This is a genomic window from Acetobacter okinawensis JCM 25146, assembly GCF_000613865.1.
GTDB lineage: Bacteria > Pseudomonadota > Alphaproteobacteria > Acetobacterales > Acetobacteraceae > Acetobacter > Acetobacter okinawensis.
Window position 1 is genome coordinate 70,624 of the sequence record NZ_BAJU01000001.1, and the last position, 17,274, is coordinate 87,897.

9 protein-coding genes and 4 pseudogenes are annotated in these 17,274 nt (G+C 60.7%); 11 read left to right on the top strand and 2 right to left on the bottom strand.

Going from position 1 to position 17,274, the window contains the following annotated elements:
- The first annotated feature begins 24 nt into the window (after positions 1-24).
- A pseudogene (locus JCM25146_RS16140) lies at positions 25-1,940 on the top strand (autotransporter assembly complex protein TamA).
- Positions 1,940-6,151: a translocation/assembly module TamB domain-containing protein gene (locus JCM25146_RS00355; protein ID WP_025825017.1), complete on the top strand. Its 4,212-nt coding sequence runs from the start codon at positions 1,940-1,942 to the stop codon at positions 6,149-6,151. Before JCM25146_RS16140 ends, JCM25146_RS00355 begins: the two are co-directional and overlap by 1 nt.
- Positions 6,152-6,172: 21 nt before the next feature.
- On the opposite strand, the gene JCM25146_RS00360 is transcribed toward JCM25146_RS00355, so the two are convergent.
- Complete coding sequence (locus JCM25146_RS00360; RefSeq protein ID WP_025825019.1) at positions 6,173-6,973, bottom strand: exodeoxyribonuclease III; 801 nt, start codon at positions 6,971-6,973, stop codon at positions 6,173-6,175.
- 115 nt (positions 6,974-7,088) lie between these two features.
- On the opposite strand from JCM25146_RS00360, the pseudogene JCM25146_RS16145 reads away from it, so the two are divergent.
- From JCM25146_RS16145 to JCM25146_RS00390, 6 genes and pseudogenes are all read left to right on the top strand, one after another.
- A pseudogene (locus JCM25146_RS16145) lies at positions 7,089-8,168 on the top strand (dipeptidase).
- A gap of 295 nt (positions 8,169-8,463) precedes the next feature.
- On the top strand, positions 8,464-10,329 hold the full coding sequence (gene uvrC, locus JCM25146_RS00370) for an excinuclease ABC subunit UvrC (protein WP_035371652.1): 1,866 nt from the start codon (positions 8,464-8,466) through the stop codon (positions 10,327-10,329).
- Between the two features lie 124 nt (positions 10,330-10,453).
- Positions 10,454-11,022, top strand: a pseudogene (gene pgsA / locus JCM25146_RS16150) (CDP-diacylglycerol--glycerol-3-phosphate 3-phosphatidyltransferase).
- 139 nt (positions 11,023-11,161) lie between these two features.
- Positions 11,162-11,695, top strand: a complete 534-nt coding sequence (locus JCM25146_RS00380) for a hypothetical protein (RefSeq protein WP_025825023.1) — start codon at positions 11,162-11,164, stop codon at positions 11,693-11,695.
- Positions 11,696-11,774: 79 nt separating this feature from the next.
- Positions 11,775-12,038: a molybdopterin converting factor subunit 1 gene (gene moaD / locus JCM25146_RS00385; protein ID WP_025825025.1), complete on the top strand. Its 264-nt coding sequence runs from the start codon at positions 11,775-11,777 to the stop codon at positions 12,036-12,038.
- Positions 12,039-12,045: 7 nt separating this feature from the next.
- Complete coding sequence (locus JCM25146_RS00390) at positions 12,046-12,507, top strand: molybdenum cofactor biosynthesis protein MoaE (RefSeq protein ID WP_025825028.1); 462 nt, start codon at positions 12,046-12,048, stop codon at positions 12,505-12,507.
- 42 nt (positions 12,508-12,549) lie between these two features.
- Here JCM25146_RS00390 and JCM25146_RS00395 read toward each other — a convergent pair whose 3' ends face one another.
- On the bottom strand, positions 12,550-13,875 hold the full coding sequence (locus JCM25146_RS00395) for an adenosylmethionine--8-amino-7-oxononanoate transaminase (protein WP_025825030.1): 1,326 nt from the start codon (positions 13,873-13,875) through the stop codon (positions 12,550-12,552).
- Between the two features lie 58 nt (positions 13,876-13,933).
- Between JCM25146_RS00395 and JCM25146_RS16155 the strand changes: the two are divergent.
- The 3 genes and pseudogenes from JCM25146_RS16155 (at position 13,934) to bioD (ending at position 17,239) form a co-directional block, all read left to right on the top strand.
- Positions 13,934-15,132: pseudogene (locus JCM25146_RS16155) on the top strand (aminotransferase class I/II-fold pyridoxal phosphate-dependent enzyme).
- Positions 15,129-15,824: an alpha/beta fold hydrolase gene (locus JCM25146_RS00415; protein ID WP_025825038.1), complete on the top strand. Its 696-nt coding sequence runs from the start codon at positions 15,129-15,131 to the stop codon at positions 15,822-15,824. The pseudogene JCM25146_RS16155 and the gene JCM25146_RS00415 overlap by 4 nt, the downstream one beginning before the upstream one ends.
- Positions 15,821-17,239: a dethiobiotin synthase gene (gene bioD / locus JCM25146_RS00420; RefSeq protein WP_025825041.1), complete on the top strand. Its 1,419-nt coding sequence runs from the start codon at positions 15,821-15,823 to the stop codon at positions 17,237-17,239. The genes JCM25146_RS00415 and bioD overlap by 4 nt, the downstream gene beginning before the upstream one ends.
- The last annotated feature ends 35 nt before the right edge of the window (positions 17,240-17,274 follow it).

Below are 17,274 nucleotides of genomic sequence, written 5' to 3' on the forward strand. Positions count from 1 at the left end.
ATAGTGGCCGTTTACAACCGTAATATTCTGGGCAGATTTACCGGGGCGGCGAATCGCCTTCTGGCTGGAGCCGCGCTGTGGGGCGCGCTGACATATGGTGTGCATGCGGCGGACCCGCAGCCTTATGTGACCAGCCTTGCTCCCACCGGGCAGAGCGACCTTGATACGGCGCTCAAGGCCTCCTCAGACCTGCTGAGCCTGCAATCCACCCGTGCCGTTGGCCCGTTTGCGCTGGCTGGGCGCGTAAGGAGCGAATACGACCGCCTGCAGGTGGCGCTGGAAAGCTGTGGTTATTATGCAGGCAAGGTGCATATTCTGCTCCGCAGTGCCAAACAGGGCGTGACCATGGATGGCATGTCCACGGCTCTGGCCTCGTGGATAGAGAGTGTTCCCGCGAACGAAAAAGTGGATATCAGCATCAAGGTGGACAAAGGCCCGCTTTTTCATCTAGGTCGGTCAAACTGGTGGAAAGTGCCACGGGCGTTGCCCCCCATCTGAATGACGCGCAGACAAAGGCGTTTGGCCTGCATACCGGCCAGCCGGCAGTGGCGGCAGATGTGCTGGCGGCCGGTGGCCGCCTGCTGGATGCCCTGCGCGAGAGCGGGCACGCGCTGGCGCAGGTGGACAAACCCATGGCATACCTGCGCCCGGCTACCAGAACGCTGGATATTGTTTACCCCGTAGTGCCCGGTCCCGTGCTTGATATTGGCAAGATCAGTCTGGATGGGCTCAAGCGGATGAACGCTTCGTTCGTACGCAGGCGGCTGACGGTGCATGAAGGTCAATTGTACCAGCCATCCAGTATTGAGGCCGCCCGGCTGGACCTGGCTTCGCTGGGTGTTTTCTCCAATGTTACGGTCAGGGATGCATCGGACAAGGCGGTCAATGGCACCATGCCGCTGGACTTTTCCTTTCAGGAAGGTAAGCGGCACGCCATTGGGGCGGAGCTTGGCTATTCCACGGATCTTGGCGCACGCGTGGGAGCCATGTGGACCCACTACAATCTGCTGGGCAATGCCGAACGCCTACGCCTGACGGCCCTGATTACCGGTCTGGGCGGCTCTGCCCAGCAGGGGCTGGGCTACGATGTGTATGCTGATTTTTTCAAACCAGACTTTCTGGAGTCCAAACAGAACCTTAATGCCCGGATTGAGGGGTTACGTCAGTTGTTCTGGTCTTACCGGCAGACAGCACTCCTGCTGCGCGGGGGGATTACCCGCCCGCTGGCCAAGAACTGGACCGGCAACTTTGGTCTGGCCGCCGAGCAGGAACGCATAGAGCAGTTTGATGAAAGCCGCAGCTACACCATTCTGTCTGCCCCGCTTTCGGGCATGTATGACAACACAGGCGTGGGTAACCCCATAGAACCAGCAACACATGGCGTGCGGGCCAGCATCAACATTACCCCCTCGCTCTCTCTGGGCAGCAAGGGAGCCGGTGAGTCCTTTTTTGCCATCATGAACGCAACAGCCTCCACCTATGTGGACCTGCACAAGCTGGGCATAAGCCCGCCGGGGCGCAGTATTCTGGCTTTTCGCGGGACTATTGGCAGTATTCAGGGGGCGAGCACATGGGACATTCCCCCTGACCAGCGCATGTATGCCGGGGGGAGTGCGACCGTGCGTGGCTACCGCTGGCAGGGGGTAGGGCCGCAATACGGCAATACTAAATACGCCATCGGTGGCACGTCGCTGGATGCAGGAACGGTGGAATACAGGCAACGCCTGTTCAAAAGTTTCGGCATGGCTGCCTTTGCCGATGCCGGGCAGGTTGGTAGCAGCAGCATGCCCTTTACCGGCACCCTGCGCGTGGGTGCGGGGGGCGGGGTACGGTATTATACACCCATTGGCCCGGTCCGGCTGGATATTGCGGTGCCATTGAACCGTGCGCCACGTGGGGATACGTGGGACCTATACATAGGGCTGGGGGAAACATTCTGATGCCAGACACAACGTCAGCACCACCCCGCCCGTTCTGGCGGCGCGCCCTACGTCTGGCTCTTGTGGCTGTGGGTGCACTGGTGGGGATGTGCGTGCTGGTGCTGGCCGTACTTCTGGTCGGGGCCAACACGGGTCCGGGGCGGCGTCTGCTGGTCCGGCAGACAGCACTCCAGACCGGAGGAATGGTGACACTCACCGGTCTGTCTGGCCGATTCCCTGATAACCTGCGGGTTGCAGACCTTGCCATCCGCGACAGGCAGGGGGTCTGGCTGACACTGCATGAGGTGCGGCTGGACTGGTCCCCTTTGGCCATGCTGTGGCGTCAGGCGCGGATTTACGCCTTTACTGCGTCGGAACTGGATATTCCGCGGCTGCCTGTGTCCGACACCACGACCAAGCCTGCGCAGCAGACTGCCTCCGCCCCCTCGGCCCTGCGGTTGGGGGTGGACCTGCGCAAGCTGGAAATCGGGCGTATTAATGTGGGCGCTCCCCTTGCCGGGCAGGCTGCCAGTTTCAGGGTCAGTGGCCACGGCAGGCTTGCCAATATTGATCCGCTGATCAACGGCCTGAGCCTGCCCCAACTCCCTTATTCGGATATCGCCCTTCAGGTCACACGGCTGGATGTTGCGGGGCAGGTCAGCCTTGCTACGGCAACGGGTGGGGGTAAGCTCTCTCTCCACCTGAGTGCGGATGAAGGGGCGGGTGGATTTGCCGCAACCCAACTGGGCATGCCGCAGTTGGCCCCTATTGCGCTCAAGTTGGATATGCAGGGACCTGTTAGCGCCTCCACTTTGGGGTTTGATGCATCAGCCGGTGTCATAAATGCGCACGCACATGGCACGCTGGACCTGCTGGGGCAGCAGATGGCTGCGCTGGAAGTCTCTGCTCAGGCGCCACAACTCAGCCTTACGCCGGATGTGGGCTGGCAGTCCGTGCATCTTATGGCGAATCTGAATGGCAAAATGGCGGCACCCCACGGCAGTGCGCAACTGGATGTGGACCAGCTTGCAGCCTCTGGCGTGCAGGTTGGCGCTCTCAAGCTGCATTTTGCCGGAGAGGGCGGGGGGGCTGCTGCGCTAGCCGAGCAACTCCACCTGAGCCTGAGTGCTGCGGGCTTACGTCTACCGGGCAAAGCCCCCACGGTGCTGGCTGGCGCTCCACTGGAGCTGGATGCACTGGCCCGTCCCACCGAGCGTGGCCTGCCGGTAACATTTACGCTCCATCACCCGGTTCTTGCCCTTTCCGGTGCTGTGCAGGCGGCTTCTCCTCAAAAGGGAACACTTACGCTCAGTGTGCCTGATCTGTTGCCTCTGGGCGAGGCGGCAGGTGTTGCCCTGCGCGGCCATGCGGATATGAACGCTCGGTTTGAGCGCCCGCTTAACCCGTTGGATAAAACGCAGCTTTCCGCCACCGGTACGCTGGCCATTACAGGGGGGCAGGCGCAGGCTGCGGGGCTACTTGGAGCAGATGGCCATTTGGCGGTTGATGCGAGCCTGCAACCACTGCCTGCGCAGGGTGGCATGGCGGCAGGCCAGCAGCTTGACCTGTCTTCCCTGACCCTGACCGGGCAGGCGCTGGATGCCAAGGCCAGCGGCAGCCTGCAAACAGGCCGGAGTATGGATTTTAACGCCAGTATTGGTCTGCCCGCGCTGGAAAAACTTGCCCCAGCCCTGCGTGGTGATGCCAATATCGTGCTGGCTCTCAAAGGGCCGTTGCAGGATTTTGTGGCAACGCTGGCAGCCAAGACCAATCTGGGTACAGCTACAATGCCAAAGGGCGCTCTGGCGCTGGATGCATCGGTCACGCACCTACCCGCCACGCCGCAGGGCACACTGGCGCTGGAAGGCACACTGGACCGGGCACCAGCACAGCTGAATGTGGCCTTTGGTCAGGTGGCTGACGGTACGCGTCGTCTCGACCTGCAAAAACTGCTGTGGAACAGCACAAAAGGGCAGGGTGCACTGGCTCTGGCTCCCGGGGAGGTTGTCCCGCGGGGAAGCCTTGACCTGACAATTGGCAAGCTGGCTGAGTACGGCCCGCTGATCGGCCAACGTCTGAGCGGCGCGCTGGCCGCATCGGTCAAGACCAGTACGGTGGCGGACAAGCCTGTTGTTGCACTTGAGCTTAAAGGCAATGTGGCAACACCGCAGCTCCGGGTCGGGACCATTGCGCTGGCGGGCTCAATTACCGATCCTGCGGCCCACCCCACGCCGGACCTGAGCCTGCGCCTTGGTGGTCTTTCGGTCGCCGGGATTGGCGGGCAGGCGCTCCTGAGTGCCAAAGGGCCGGATACAGCTATGGTGCTGAACGCGCAGGTGGGGCCTGCAAGCTGGTCGGGCAGCCCCCTGCTGCTGAATACGCAGGCTGTCCTGAACCTGCCGGACAAACAGCTCAGACTCCAGAAGTTAACAGCCACAGCAAAGCAGGAAACACTGCGCTTGCAGGCACCTGTGCTATTTTCGTTCGGGGATACGCTGGGTATGGACCGGTTGCGCGCGGTGCTGAGCACACCGGGTAGTCAGCCTGCCACACTGGACGTGGCAGGGCGGTTGAAGCCGAGCCTGTCGGTTACGGCTGATATTCGCAATGTGACCCCGGCACTGGCGCATCCGTTTATGCCGGACCTGCACGCCACGGGGGTGGTGTCGCTTGCTGCCAAACTCTCTGGCACGCTGGATAACCCTGAAGGCCGTGTGCAGATCAATGGTAACAACCTGCGTATGGCCGACAGTTCCGCTGTGGCGTCTGTTCCGCCATTGCAGGTGGCGGCCACAGCCAATCTGGCCCATACCCGCGCACAGCTACAGGTGGATGCTACGGCAGGGGAAAGGCTGGGGCTACAACTGCGCGGCAGTGCTCCCCTGTCCCGGACCGGAGCGCTGGACCTGCGCAGCAATGGCCACCTTGACCTGAGCATTGCCAATGGTGTGCTTGGCGCGCAGGCGCGGCAGGCACAGGGGCAGGTGCGGATGCTCGTGCAGGTCAAAGGTACGCCTGCGGCCCCAGCCGTTACCGGCGGAATAGATCTGATCAATGCTGATTTTCAGGACTTTGCTCAGGGTTTGCACATCAGCGCGATCAACGGCCGTGTGGTGGGCGCGCAGGACCGGATTGTTATCCAGAACCTGAGTGCCAAGGCCGGGGCGGGTACACTCGGTGTTACCGGGTTTGTGGGGGTGGCCATGCCGGGTATGCCCATTGACCTGCACGTGGTGGCCAAGGATGCACGCCCCGTGACCAGCGACCTGCTGACCGCCGTGCTCAATGCCGACATTGCCGTGCGCGGGCAGGTGCAGACCCGTATGGACGTAACCGGTGGCATTGACTTGCGGCGGGTAGAAATCAACATCCCCAATTCGCTCCCGGCCTCTGTTGCGCGGCTCGATGTTATTCGACCGGGGGAGGAAAAACAGCGCGCGGAGGAGGCAAAGGCTGCCAGTGCGCATCAGTCTGTGATCGGGCTGGACCTCCGGCTGGTCTCCCCCGGCAAATTTTTTGTGCGTGGGCACGGGCTGGATGCGGAAATGGCAGGCCGCCTGAATGTCACAGGGACTACGCAGGCCCCTGTGATTACGGGAGGGTTTGACCTTAAGCGCGGGAACTTTGATCTGGCGGGCATCTCGCTCAACTTCACCAAGGGGCGGGTGGCCTTTAATGGCTCGGGCGTTGGGCACAAGCTTGATCCAACACTGGATTTTGAGGCCGACCGTGCGGTTGACGGGCAGACGGCCATGCTCAAGGTCGGGGGGTATGCCAGTGCCCCCAAGATCAGTTTTGATTCCATTCCCGCGCTGCCGCAGGATCAGGTTCTAGCCATGCTGCTGTTTGGTACCGATGCGCGCTCCCTGTCCTCCACCCAGATGGTGGAGGTTGGTGCGGCTCTGGCGACCCTGACCGGACTGACCTCCTTTGACCCAATGGGCACCTTACGCAAAACCCTGCATCTGGACAGGCTGGCCGTAGGGGGCGGCTCGGGGGTCGGCAATGGGGGCACCAGTGTGGAAGCGGGCAAATATGTCATGAAAGGGGTTTATGTGGGGGCCAAGCAGGCCACCTCCGGCTCTGGCACGCAAGCACAGGTTCAGGTTGACCTGACCAGCCACCTCAAACTCAACACAACCGTGGGTACGGGTGGCTCTGTGACCGGCTTTACCACGCCGGAAAATGATCCGGGGAGCAGTGTCGGGCTTGTCTGGCAGTATCGCTACTAGCTCTTTGCTGCCAGAGCGTGCTCAACCCTGCGGGCCTATGTCCATGACCACAGGCACATGGTCGGAGGGGGAGGGCCAGTCCCGCACATCTTCCAGCACGGACATGTTGGCAAGGTCAGGTACCAGGTCGGGGGTGACCCATATATGGTCCAGCCTGCGGCCCCGGTTGGACTTGCGCCAGTCCCGGTTACGGTAAGACCACCACGTATAAAGCTTGTCCGCAGGCGGCACAAAATGGCGCATGGCGTCCACAAAGCCGGTCTGCTGCCAGCGGTTCAGGCGCTCGGTTTCTGGTGGTGTGTGGCTGACAATCTTGAGCAGTTGTTTGTGGTTCCACACATCATGCTCAAGAGGTGCGATGTTAAAGTCCCCGACCAGCACCGTTCGCGCGGGTTTCTGCCCGGCAAACCACGTGGTCACTTCTTCCACAAAGGCAAGTTTGTGGGCAAATTTGGGGTTGATTGCAGGGTCTGGCTCGTCCCCCCCGGCGGGGACGTAAAAATCATGCACGGCTATGTCACCCCCCGGAGCATGAATGGTGGCGGCCACATGGCGGCAATCTTCCTGACCATACCAGACTGGAGTATCTGCGGCGGGTGTAAGCGGCAGGCGGGATAGAATGGCCACGCCGTTATAGCCCTTCATCCCCTTGTAGTGCAGGTGCTCAAAACCGAGCGCGCGCACGCCGTCTTGCGGAAAAAGTGCATCAGGCACCTTTGTTTCCTGCAGGCAGACAACGTCTGGCTGCACGGTGGCACACAGCTTTTCCAGCAGTGGCAGACGCAGGCGGAGGGAATTGATGTTCCATGTCACAAGTCGCATGCGCAGGGCATGGCGTATTGCACCGGGCAGAGCAAGTAAAAAGAGGGCCCACTTCCCTGATGGAAACGGGGGAGGAGTCTTGCAATTTTCTGTGCCGCCCCATGATATTAAAAGAATGGATACCCAACGCACCCCGCCCGTCCCACCGCAGGCTGCCATAGACCTGCATCGTGCTCTCCTGACGCTGGATAGCCATATTGATATTCCATGGCCCGACAGCCGATGCGTTTGAAGATACGCCCCTGCGCAAGGTGGATTTACCCAAAATGCAGCGCGGTGGCATGTCTGCTGGCTGCTTTGTGGCTTATACCGCACAGGGGGCGGTTACGGCGCAGGCGCATGCACAGGTCCAGCAGGAGTGTCTGGCCATGCTGGATGCCATTAACACCATGCAGGGGACGCATAACGGGGTAACAGCGGTCGTGTGTTCGCGCGTTGCCGATATCCGTGCAGCCCATGCAAAGGGTGTGATTGCAGTTATTCCCGCAGTGAAAATGGCTATGGTATGGGGGATGACCCGGCCATGCTGGACGCGTTTGCACAACGCGGGGCGCGGTATGTCACACTGACGCATAACGGCCATAATGCGCTGGCCGATGCGGCCATCCATCGCCCCAGTCTTGGGGATACGCCACAAAAGCACGGTGGTCTTTCCGCCCTTGGGCGGGAAGCGGTGCAAAGGATGAACCGGCTGGGCCTGCTGGTGGATGTGTCCCACGCATCCAAACAGACCATGTTGCAGGCGGTTGCAGCATCCGCCACGCCAATTGTCGCCAGCCATTCCTGCGTGCGCACATTGTGCGACCATCCGCGTAATCTGGATGATGAGCAACTGGACGCGTTGGGGGCCAGCGGTGGGCTGATCCAGATTACCGCCATGCCCGCATTTCTCAAGCCAAAACCCGAGGAGGGCAGGCGTTCAGCCGGAGTGGCCGACCTTGTGGACCATATAGACTACGTTGTGCGCAGGCTGGGGCCTGCTTACGTGGGCATATCCTCTGACTTTGATGGTGGTGGCGCTCTGGAGGACTGGCAGGATGCCACGCAGGGGGCGAACATTACGGCCGAGCTGCTCCGACGGGGATATGACAGAAGCGAGATTGCGGCCTTCTGGGGAGAAAATTTTTTGCGGCTTCTGCAAAAGGCGGAGCAGGTTGCAGAACAAAGCGAGATTGCAGCCCATGCCGCGGACTGAAAATTTTGTCCACTATTCCTCTTGACACGCCCTATTTTCAACAAAGAGTTCGAAAAAGCAAAGATGGGTTAAGAGTGCTAAAGAGTAAAACCCTTTTAAATCAAGGGTCTGGATTGTTTGATTAAAAACTATGCAATCCGTTGGAAGGGCTGAAAATCTGCGGTTTGCACCCTTTCGGCCCCCCATCGTCCACAGAGTTATCCACAAAAACGGTGGATGAAATTGATCGCCCCCCACAGAGCGCCAGATGACTGCACAAAATTCGACACAGGATAACACGCCCGCACAGCCCGGCATGCCCTTGGATGCGCCGCTCAAGGGGGTGGAGGTCATACGCCTTGCCCTGCGCACAATGCCTTTTGCCCCCGGTGTTTACCGTATGCTCGGTAGTAAGGGGGAGGTGCTCTACGTAGGCAAGGCGCTCTCGCTCAAAAAGCGGGTGACATCCTACACGCAGGTCGCCCGCCTGCCCGAGCGCTTGCGCCGCATGGTGTCGGAAACGGCTTCCATGGAAATCGTGACCACCCACACAGAGGCCGAGGCCCTGCTGCTGGAGGCCAACTACATCAAGCGGATGAAGCCCCGCTTCAATATTCTACTGCGTGATGACAAGAGCTACCCGTGGCTGATGCTGACCGATGGGCAGGCCTTCCCCCAGATTGCCAAGCATCGGGGCAAAGCAATCAAGGGGGCCAGCCTGTGGGGGCCTTTTGCCTCCGCATGGGCGGTTAACCAGACGCTTAACCTGATCCAGCGCGTGTTTTTGCTCCGCTCGTGCGCGGACTCCGTTTTTAACAGCCGTACGCGCCCGTGCCTTCTGTTCCAGATCAAACGCTGCTCCGCCCCCTGTGTGGAGCGCATAAGCCAGCAGGATTACGGGCAACTGGTTGAACAGGCGCGGGATTTTCTCTCAGGCAAGGATTCGGCCCTGCGGGAGACATTGGGGGCCGATATGAACCGGGCGTCTGAGGCGCTGGATTTTGAGCGCGCGGCTGTCCTGCGTGACCGTATTCGCGCACTGGCGCAAATGCAGGAGTCCAGCGTGATCAACCCGGCCTCTTTGCCCGAGGCAGACGTGTTTGGCCTGTGGCAGGAGGCGGGGCAGACCTGCATTCAGGTCTTTTTTGTGCGTGGCGGGCGTAACAATGGCAGCCGTTCGTTCTTCCCCGCTCATGCGCAGGATGAAACGCCGGAGGATATTCTGGGTGCATTTATTGCCCAGTTCTATGACGATAAACCCTGTCCTGCCCAGATTCTGGTGAACCACGCCCTGACCGAAAGCCCGTTGATGGCCGAAGCACTTACGCTCAGGCGGGGCAGAAAGGTGGAAATTCTCAACCCTCAGCGGGGGGAGAAAAAGCAGGTAGTGGACCACGCCGTAAGTAATGCGCGCGATGCGCTCAACCGCAGGCTGGCCGAAACGGCAGGGCAGGCCAAACTGCTCCAGGGTGTTGCAGATGTGTTGGGTCTGGACCTCCCACCCGAGCGGATAGAAGTTTACGATAACAGCCACATTCAGGGTGCTCACGCCTACGGGGTTATGATTGTGGGTGGGCCAGAGGGCTTTAACCGCAAGGCATACCGTAAATTCCGCATTAAAGGCCCCATTACGCCGGGGGATGACTTTGCCATGATGCGTGAGGTGCTGGAGCGTCGCTTTGGCCGCGCCCTGCGCGAGGCAGAGGAGGGGGATACCTCCAACTGGCCTGATGTGCTGCTTATTGATGGTGGGGCAGGCCAGTACTCCGCTGTGCGGGCGGTTCTGGATGATCTGGGTGTCACCGGCGTCAAGCTTGTGGGGATTGCCAAAGGGCCGGACCGGGACGCAGGGCGGGAATGGTTCCATACTGATCACAGGGAGCCTTTTCAGCTCGAACCGCGCGACCCGGTTCTGTATTACCTGCAAAGACTGCGTGATGAGGCACACCGTTTTGCCATTACCACCCACCGTTCAGGCCGCTCCAAGGCACTGGTTACGTCTGAGCTGGATGATATTCCCGGTATTGGACCAGCACGCAAAAAAATGCTGCTCAATACGTTTGGTTCAGCCCGTGCGGTCAAGCAGGCCGGGCTGGAGGCGCTGGAGGCTGCACCGGGCGTAAGCCGCGAGATTGCACGGGCGGTTTATGGGCATTTTCATCCCGGCTGGACGGCGGACTGAGTGCCGCCATTTTTTGTGTGTTGCAGATGGATGGCAGCCCTGCAGCGGAATTGTGCGCCAGTGACGACTTTGCGATAGGTCAAACCATTTCAGTCTGGCGGGAAATGCGCTAGAATGCGTGGCAATGTTGACAGACCTGCCCAACGTCCTGACCCTTTCGCGTATTGTGGCTATTCCCATTGTGGTTGGATTTGCCGCATGGGGAACGCCGCAAACAGACGCGCTTGCGTGCTTGTTGTTCATACTGGCAGGTATTACCGATTATTTTGATGGCAAGCTGGCCCGCTCACGCCATCAGTTATCCGACTTCGGGCGTATGTTTGACTCCATAGCCGACAAGCTTCTGGTCGGGGCCTGCCTTATGGTGCTGGCGGGCTTTTTACGCCTACCTTATCAGAGTCTGTGGCCCGCCATTATCATCCTGTGCCGGGAAATTCTGGTGTCGGGCATGCGTGAGTATCTGGCCGAGCGGCGTGCAAGCCTGCCCGTAACCCGACTGGCAAAGTGGAAAACCGGGTTCCAGATGACCGCCATCGGCTTTTTGCTGGCAGGGGATGGTACAAGTGCTCTGCTGGGTATTGGCTGGTTGCCCGTTGCCTGATCGGGGCTGTGCTGCTCTGGATTGCGGGTGTGCTGACAATCATTACCGGGTGGGACTACCTGAGCAAGGGTTTGCAGCACGTCGATCTTTAGCCACACCAGCCTTGAGCCGCCCACCCTGCGCGACTGACCGGTTCCGCCGTGCTATGGGCGTACCCATACTGGTGGTGGGGCATGGGGCCAGCGTCATGGCTAGGCTTGCAGCACCTGTGGCGTAATGCGGAGTCTGGGTATGAGAAAAGCCGCTCTTCTTGGAGTGTGCGTGCTGATGAGCGGATGCGCGGGCTTTGAGAAAGTCCTGTCCGATACACACGCCTTCCCCGGAGAAAACCCCAACGCTCCAACTGGTGCGGACCTGAACATGCGGCGCGTACAGGGGCAAGCTGTCAGGGAGGTGCCCATATTGCCCCAAGGTGGCAACATATGGCCCGGCCCGCCCGACCCGCTGCCAACGCTGGAAGATGTGGCCAGAGGCCGCGCTGGCAAACCAGCAGATGCGCAACTCCCCGCCACAGGGCCGCAACTCCCCGATGGGCAGGAAATGAGTATTGGCGAGCGTGCTAACATCCACAAAGGCGTTGTGGGCAACGGCCTGTATGGTGCGCCAGAACCGGGGCACACCAGTACCCTGCCCACAGGGGGAGGCAAGCTTGCTGCCGCACCCATTGAAATTCCCAATGGTGATGGCACCACAACGCTGGTCAATGCGGATGGTTCGCTCAGCACCATAGGCACCCCCAACCGTCGGCCTTTGCCATCGCATTAACATGCGACAGAACCATAAGGCGTATTCTATAAGGCAGGCTCCATAAGGGGCGCGTTAAGTCGGGGGTGATGGGGCGATTATGGCAGAGCAGGTCACAGTCTTGTTTTTTGCAGCATTGCGCGAGCAGATCGGTCAGGAGAGCCTGAGCGTGAGCATTGCTCCGGGCGGTTTGTCCGTTAGGGCTCTGCGCGCGCAGATTGAAGGGGCAAACCCCGCCATAGCGCAGGCGCTGGCTGAACAGCCCCGGTTGCGTGTTGCGGTCAACCAGACGCTCAGCACCTTTGAACATATGCTCAAACCGGGGGACGAAGTGGCTTTTTTCCCTCCCATGACGGGGGGGTGAGCGGGTTATGCCAGTCCATGTCCGTGTACAGGCCGCCCCTTTTGACGTGGGGCAGCAGACTGAACGCCTGAGTGCCCTGTCTCCCCATACCGGCGGGGTGGGGGTGTTTGTGGGGCAGGTCCGTGGCGGGCAGGGGCTCCGGGCCATGACTTTGGAGCACTACCCGGGCATGACCGAGGCCAGCTTGCAGGCTCTGGCGCAGGAGGCCCTTGTTCGTTTTGAACTGACTGGCTGCACCGTTATTCACCGTATCGGGCGGCTGGAGATTGGTGCAGGCATTGTATTTGTCGGGGCTGCGGCAGCACATAGGGGGGCGGCCCTGACAGCAACCACCTTCCTTATCGACAGGCTTAAAACTGGCGCACCGTTCTGGAAGCGTGAGGAGTATGAAGATGGCCGCGCCATCTGGGTTGATGCGCGTGAAACGGACGAGGAAGCAGCACGTGCGTGGTTGACCCGTACCCCATAGGTCTATTGCCCACACACGCGCCATAAAGGCGGGTGCCCCCGCCTAAAACTCCGGCCTTATACAGCGCGCCGCATGGAGCGTGCAGGCAGACTCAGCCTGACTGGCCAGCACGGTGTGGATTGTGCGGCACAAAAAGTCCAGATCGTGCTCGCTTATGGTGAAGGCGGGGGTCAGATACACAATATTGCGGAAAGGCCGTATCCACGCTCCATGAGCTATCAGTTGCTGGCGTAGCGCATCTGGTTTGGCGATGCGGTCCAGTTCCACAACGCCAATGGCACCCAATGTCCGCACATCACGCACACCCGGCAGGGACCGGCATGGCTCCAGCCACGCACTCATGCGCGCATGGATCGTGGCCACCTGCTCCAGCCTTGGTTCTGACTCAAACAGGTCGAGCGATGCATTGGCGCAGGCGCAGGCCAGCGGGTTGGCCATAAAGGTTGGTCCGTGCATGAGCGCATGTTCGGGGTTGTCGGACAAAAAAGCGTCAAAGACGTGTTTGCGCGCAATTGTGGCGGCAAGGGCCATGGTGCCCCCGGTCAGGGCTTTGGACAGGGTGATGATATCCGGCGTAATGCCAGCCTGCTCGCAAGCGAACATGGTCCCTGTGCGGCCAAAACCCGTAAAAATTTCATCCAGAATGAGCAAGGTATCATAGCGGTCGGCTGCGGCGCGGACCGTGCGCAGGACCTCGGGGGCATGGAAGAGCATTCCCCCCGCCCCCTGCACCAGTGGCTCCATGATAATGCCTGCCAGTTCATGGGCATGGCTGGCAAGCAGGGCCAAAAATGCCTGTGTGCTCGCGGCATCCACTGGCAGCGGGGCAATGACATGCTCTGTCAGTGCTGGGCCGTACAGGTGGTGCATGCCTTCTTCTGGGTCGCAAATGGCCATGGTGGCCAGCGTGTCCCCATGGTAACCACCATGGAAAGCCAGCATTTTGGTACGCTGGCGTTCCCCTTTGTTCAGTCGGTACTGGATGGCCATTTTCATGGCGACTTCCACCGCAACCGAACCCGAATCTGTAAAAAAGACGCGCTCCAGATCTCCGGGCAGCAGGGCACACAAACGGCTGGCAAGGCGTAGCGCGGGCTCGTGCACCATGCCGCCAAACATCACATGCGGCATCACCTCAAGCTGGTGCGCAACGGCCTGCCGGATATGGGGGTGGTTATAACCGTGGCAGGCTGTCCACCACGCGGCAACGCCATCAACAAGCGTGCGTCCGTCTGTCAGGGTCAGTTGGCTCCCCTGTGTGCTTTGTGCTGCCAGTGGAGGGGGCGCGCCCTGCATTTGGCTATATGGGAGCCAGATATGGGGCAGACCCTTTTGGTACCAGTCGGGCATGGAGGCCGGTGCGGACATGCGGTGGTGTTCCTGTAGATGATTGACCCGGAGAGCAGGCTCCGGCACCACAGATGTCATGACGCGGTTTGATAATCTTTTCCAGCAAGGACTGGCTGGTTTTGCAGCACAGGGGCGCTTGCGCGCATGCAAACAGTGGCATGCGGCAGGGCCGGGGCTTTTGCAGCACCCCGATACGGGGGCAGTTCTGGTCGATTTTTCGTCCAATGACTATTTGGGGCTACGTACCCATCCCTTGCTGAATGCGCGGGGTATGGCATGGGCGCAGGCAGAGGGCAGTGGGAGTGGAGCCTCGCGGCTGGTCACAGGCACGCCGCCCCAGACCGTGGCGCTGGAGCAGCGGCTGGCGAGCTTGAAAGGGATGGAGGCCGCCCGCATTTTTTCATCCGGCTGGCAGGCCAATGCCTCTGTTGTACCAGCTCTTGCCCGGCTTTCTGCTCAGGTTACAGGAGCGCCTGCCGTTATTGTTGCGGACAGGTTCATCCACGCCAGCCTCTACCACGGGTGTGCTGCGGCAGGCGTGCGGCCAAAGCGCTTCCACCATAATGATCTGGCGCATCTGGATACGCTGTTGGGGCAGGAGAGTGGCAACGGCCTTAAAATCGTGCTGACCGAGAGCGTGTTCAGCATGGATGGTGACCGGGCGGACATAGAGCAGCTGCGCGCCATAACCTTGCGACACAATGCGTTTTTGTGTGTGGACGAGGCACACGCCACAGGCATTCTGGGTACGCAGGGCAAGGGGCTGGTCAACGGGCAGGCGGACCTTGTGGTTGCCACCTTCAGCAAAGCGCTGGGGGGATGGGCGCGTTTGTGGCCGCGTCCGAGGCAGTGTGCCGCTGGCTGGATAATACGGCATCGGGCTTTATCTATTCTACCGCACCCTCACCCATGGTGCTGGGGGCGGTGGACGCAGCACTTGACCTGTTACCCGGTATGGCCGACCAGCGCGCGCATGTGGCAGGCCTTGCCAGTGCGTTCAGGCAGCGCATGGCGCGTGCCGGGCTGGGTGTGGGGCTGTCTGCCACCCAGATTGTGCCTGTGGTGGTCGGGGCCGAGCATACGGCATTGGCGTTGGCGCGGCTTGTGGAGCAGGCGGGCTTTCTGGCTGTTGCCATTCGTCCGCCAACGGTGCCTCCCGGTGGGTGCCGCCTGCGGGTGGTGTTCCACGCGCACCATACTGAGGCGCAGATGGAAGGGCTGGCAGCGGCCATTATTGAGGGCGTTGGGGCCTGTACAGCGGAGATGGAGGGATGAGGCCCGTCCAGCCCGTTTTTGTGCACGGCTGGGGGTTTGGTCCAGACTTCTGGGCGCCGGTGCAGGCTGCGCTAGGGTGGGATGATGCGCTGACGCTGGATTTGGGGTTTGTGGGGCAGGCCCGTCCCGCGTCTTGCGCTCTTGCCGCACAGCAGATGCAGGCTGCGCAGGCGCAGGGTACAGCTATTTTGGGGGTCGGGCACTCGCTGGGCTTTTTATGGCTGGCGCAGCATATGGACCTTTCTTTTGCAAACCGGTTGGTAGGGATTAACGCTTTTGCGGCCTTTGCTGCGCGTGAGACGTTTGCCAGTGGTGTGCCTGTGCGTGTTTTGCAGCGCATGCTCAAAGGGCTTGCCAATGCGCCAGAAAAGGTTCTAGCCGATTTTCGTGGCCTCTGTGGTGCAGAAGAGACCACCCGGTGTGGGCCTAACGTCCCCAACCTGCGTATCGGGCTTGACCTGCTGCTCACGGGCGATGTCCGGAGCAGACTGGTCCATGCAGCGGAACCCTGCCGCGTGCTGGCAGCCCGGCAGGACCCCGTTGTTTCCACCGCCATGACGGAGGACAGTTTTACGCATGGTGCGGACGTCCACTGGATAACAGGGGGGCATCTTCTGCCACAAACCCATGTGCAGGCCTGTGCGGCATTCCTGCAATCGGCACGTAAGACAATGGAACAGGATGCGACATGACTCAAAAGCCGCACAAAGAGCGCATACGCCACAGCTTTGACCGGGCGGCGGGGTACGATGGTGCAGCAACCGTACAGCGCCTTGCGGCCCGCCAACTTGTGACCCGGCTTGCCAAGAGCCTGAATGGTAAAGCCCCCAAGCGGATTCTGGAGATCGGGTGCGGCACGGGTCTGCTGACCGAGCAACTGGCCCGGCGCTGGCCTGACGCGCAGATTGTTGCGACCGATTTTGCGCCGCATATGCTCGAGCGCGCCAAAAAGAACGGTACGCCCAACACAGTGTTTGCATGGATGGATGCGGCCAACCCCACGGTTGAAGGGCCGTTTGATGTGGTCTGCGGCAATCTGGTCATGCAGTGGCTGGAGCAGCCCGCAGCCGTGCTGGAGCGCCTTGGCGGGCTTTTGGCCCCCGGCGGCGTGCTGGCTGTTTCTGCCCTGCTGGATGGGACTTTTGCTGAGTGGAAAGCCGCCTGCGCGCAGGAGGGCGTGCAACCCGCAACCCCACGCTACCCAGAAGCGACAAGCATACAACAGTGGGTGCCGTGGCTCTTTTCCGGCGTGTGGGAGGCGGAACGCTGCGTACAGGTTTTTGACTCCGGTCTGGCATTTGTACGCCACCTCAAAGCCACAGGGGCTTCGGTCCCTCAGCCGGGTAGCCAGCCTATGGGGGCGGGGGCGCTCCAGCGTGTGGCCCGCCGTCTGGAGCAGGCTGGAGGTGCTGTTACGTGGGAACTGGTTTATGGCTGTTTTCGTAAACCTGCCGTGGCGGGTGTGTTTGTAACCGGCACGGATACGGGGGTAGGCAAAACACTGGTTTCGACCTGTCTGGTCCAGCGGTGGCAGGCGGCATACTGGAAGCCCCTGCAAAGCGGACTGGCGGATGAGACCGGGGATACCACAACTGTGACCGATCTGGTGCCACAGGCGGAGTGCTACCCACCTGCGGGGGCGTTTCAGGCGTCACTTTCGCCGCAGGCGGCCGCACTGGCGGAAGGGGTGGTCATTGACCCCGCACACCTTGTCCTGCCCCAAACAGAGGCAGGCCGGGTGCTGGTGGTGGAAGGGGCTGGCGGGCTGATGGTCCCGGCAACAGACAGATTGATGATGCTGGATTTGGCAGCACTCTGGGGCCTGCCCGTGGTGCTGGTGGCCCGCAGCGGGCTTGGCACGCTTAACCACACATTGCTGAGTTTGCAGGCTTTGCGTAGCCGGGGTGTGGCGGTTGCCGGGGTTGTGCTCAATGGCCCGCGTAATCCGGCCAACAGCCAGACCATTGCGCAAAAAGGTGCGGTGCGGATTTTGGCTGAAGTGGAACACCTGCCCCAGATCACACCTGCTACGGTAGCGGAGCAGGCGGCTCTTTTTCCCTCATGGGCCAAGGTATGCGCTCAGGGAACTGAGTGCGAAACGCGATAAAAAACAGGGCAGGTTGTGTGCCTGCGAAAAAAGCA